Raw genomic sequence first — 2,756 nt, 5'->3', positions numbered from 1 at the left:
CCCCCCGCCGCAGCGCCGCCGAGTGGATGAGCCGTCCGCGGTCGCGGGCGAAGTCGTCGCGGTCGGTGCGCTTGAGCGCCGGGTCCTCGCCGACCCACCGCTCCCGGTCGTGCGGGCCGTATGCCGCGCTCACCGCTCCTCCGGCCCGCTCGCGCCGGTGCCGTCGCCGGGGTCGGCAAGGCCGAGCGTGGCCCGGTTGCGCACCACCCAGGCCGGCACCGCGCCGTACCGCTGCGGTTTGACCAGCAGCCCGCGGGCGCTGTCAGCGACCAACTCGGCCATCCGCTTGTCGCGGGTCGCCTGCTGCTTCGCCGCGAGCACCCAGTGGATGACCAACCGCCGATAAGTGGGCGTCGCCAGCTCTAGCCAGCGGGCGGCGACCGGATCGGCGGCCAGCTGCGCGGCATACTCGGCAGGCAACTCCTGATCGCCCGGCTTCTCGTAGGCGTAGATGCCTGACCGCTCGGGTTGTCGCCGCTCGAAGGCGGCGATCCCGGCCGGTTGCATCCGCCCCCCGGCAGTGAGCTCCTCCACGAGTGCGATGTTGACCGAGCTCCACACGCTGCCCGCCCGGCGAGGCGTCCAGCGCTGCCGGGTCGTGTCCTCGTCGATCCGTTGCGCGACCGAGTCGATCCAGCCGAAACACAGCGCCTCGGGCACGGCCTGGGCCCAGGTCAGCCCCCGGTCGGCGACATGGCGCTTGCGTAGGCCCATCCACAGTTCCGGCGCCGTCTCGTGGTTGGCGGTCAGCCACGCCCGGAACTCCTCGGGACCGGAGAAGAACAGCGCGGGCCGCTCGGGACTGCCTCCCGGGGTCCCGATGCCATCGTGCTTCGCCCTCGCCATGGCCACCACCTTGCCAGAGGTGACCGACAGGCCACCTGAGCTCGGCATGTCGCGGAACCACGCCTCCCGATCCGCGGGATCCGGCCCTATCCGGCACCGTTGGGGAGGTGACCCGGCCACCGGCGCGTGGTGCTCGAGCCGGTGCACGACCGCCGCTTCGCCTTCGGCAACATCCGGCAGCCCCGAGGTCAGCTCGGGCAGGCGCGCCGTGGCGAGCAGACCCGACAGGTGCAGGTACTCCCCGGCGATCCGGGTGTCGTCCAGGTAGCCACCCACTCGGGTCAGGATCCGCAACACGTCCTCGCCGACGCCGCGAACCCGTTCGAGACACACCACCGTCGTGTCGGTGAAGCGCGCCGACACGCCATACCGCTGGCCCAACAGAGCGGCGATGATCTCCTTCTGCACCTCGCCGTGCAGGCTGACGGCAGCCTGGCCGGTGTTGTCATCGAGGCGCAGGTCAATGAGCGGATCCTCGTCGGCGAGGTCACGCAGTCCCGCCCACAGCAGTCCGCGCTGGGCCGGATCGACCGGTTCGACGAGGGACTGCAGCACCGGCGGCGGGAAGGCCGCTATCGCCCGGCCCCGACTCGCCCCGCTCTCATCGCCGATGCGCAGCGGTACGCCGGAGATGGCGACGATCTGACCGGCCGTGGCCACGCGCGCATCGCACACGCTATTGGGCATCGTCACCGCCAGCCTGGTCACCGGAGGAGTGGTGTGGTCCCCGTCGCGCAACCGTTGGCGCGCCCGGATCTGCCCGTCCCACAACCGGATCCAGACGCGTCGAGCCCCGCCGGACCGGTCCACTGCGAACACCGTGCCAGCCGGTTCACCGGTCCTATGCGGCGCCGGCAGTCGCGCGCCGAGGTCGCGCAGCGCGTTGGTCAGCTCGGGCACCCCGGCTCCGGTGATCGCCGAACCGCAGTATGCCGGGACACAGCGCTCCGGGGCGGGGGACTGCGAGCCGCCGCCGGCAGACCCAGGCCGGAGTGCGCGGACGTATGCCGTGCGTTCCCCCTCCGCGTGGGCTGCGGTCCGCTGGTCGAGGACGACGCCGAACCGTTCGCGAATCGCGTTGAGGACGGCGCAACTATCCCCGGATCGGTCGATCTTGTTGACGAACACCAGCATCGGCACAACGACCCGGCGCAATGCGCGCCACAACACGACCGTCTGCGCCTGCACTCCCTCGACGGCCGACAGCACGAGGACGGCCGCGTCGAGAATGCCGAGGGAACGCTCGACCTCCGCGATGAAGTCCGGGTGTCCGGGGGTGTCGACGATATTGACCTGCAGGTCGCCGAGCGCGAAGGACATCACCGCCGATCGGATCGTGATGCCCCGATCACGTTCGAGGACAAGGGAATCGGTGCGGGTCGTCCCCGCATCGACGCTTCCGAGGGCGTCGATGACGCCCGCGTCGAAGAGCAGGCGTTCGGTCAGGCTGGTCTTACCGGCATCGACATGCGCGACGATCCCGAGGTTGAGGGTGGTCAAGGGACAGCTCCACGGCAGAAGGGAAAAGGGTCCGGAGCGGGAGAGCTGTCATGGATGACACGCTGCCAGCCCGGCATCCGTGGGCGCCAGGCATTTTCGGAGTCGGGCCGGAGGCGTGGCCCAACCACCCGATTTCGCCGTTTCCCTGCGAGCCGGCTTGACTCCGTACCATAATGGAGCACGCTGCCACGGGGGGCGGCGAACGAACACCATAGGGGGACAACAAGAATGAACTCACGCACGACTCGATTTGTCGCGGCCCTGACCACGCTTGCCGCGACCGGCGCCGGACTAGGGGCGGCAGCAGCCGCGGCACCGGCGCCGGCCGCGGGCAACGGCACGTCGTACACACCCGCAATCTCACGCGACGGCCGCTTTGTCGCCTTCGCCTCCGACGCAACCAATCTCGT

General features: G+C 70.5%; 2 protein-coding genes. One reads left to right on the top strand and one right to left on the bottom strand.

Going from position 1 to position 2,756, the window contains the following annotated elements; genetic code table 11:
• Positions 1–129: 129 nt before the first annotated feature.
• A complete protein-coding gene (locus BN11_RS25905; protein WP_053084140.1) occupies positions 130–2,346 on the bottom strand; it encodes a GTP-binding protein in 2,217 nt (738 codons plus the stop codon).
• A 228-nt stretch (positions 2,347–2,574) separates the two neighbouring features.
• Between BN11_RS25905 and BN11_RS25315 the strand changes: the two genes are divergently transcribed.
• Positions 2,575–2,756 (top strand): hypothetical protein (locus BN11_RS25315; RefSeq protein WP_235435510.1); only part of this gene is annotated, 182 nt, incomplete at its 3' end.

Origin of the sequence: Nostocoides australiense Ben110 (assembly GCF_001050535.1) — a bacterium.
GTDB lineage: Bacteria > Actinomycetota > Actinomycetes > Actinomycetales > Dermatophilaceae > Nostocoides_A > Nostocoides_A australiense.
This window is presented reverse-complemented; position numbering and strand designations above follow the sequence as displayed.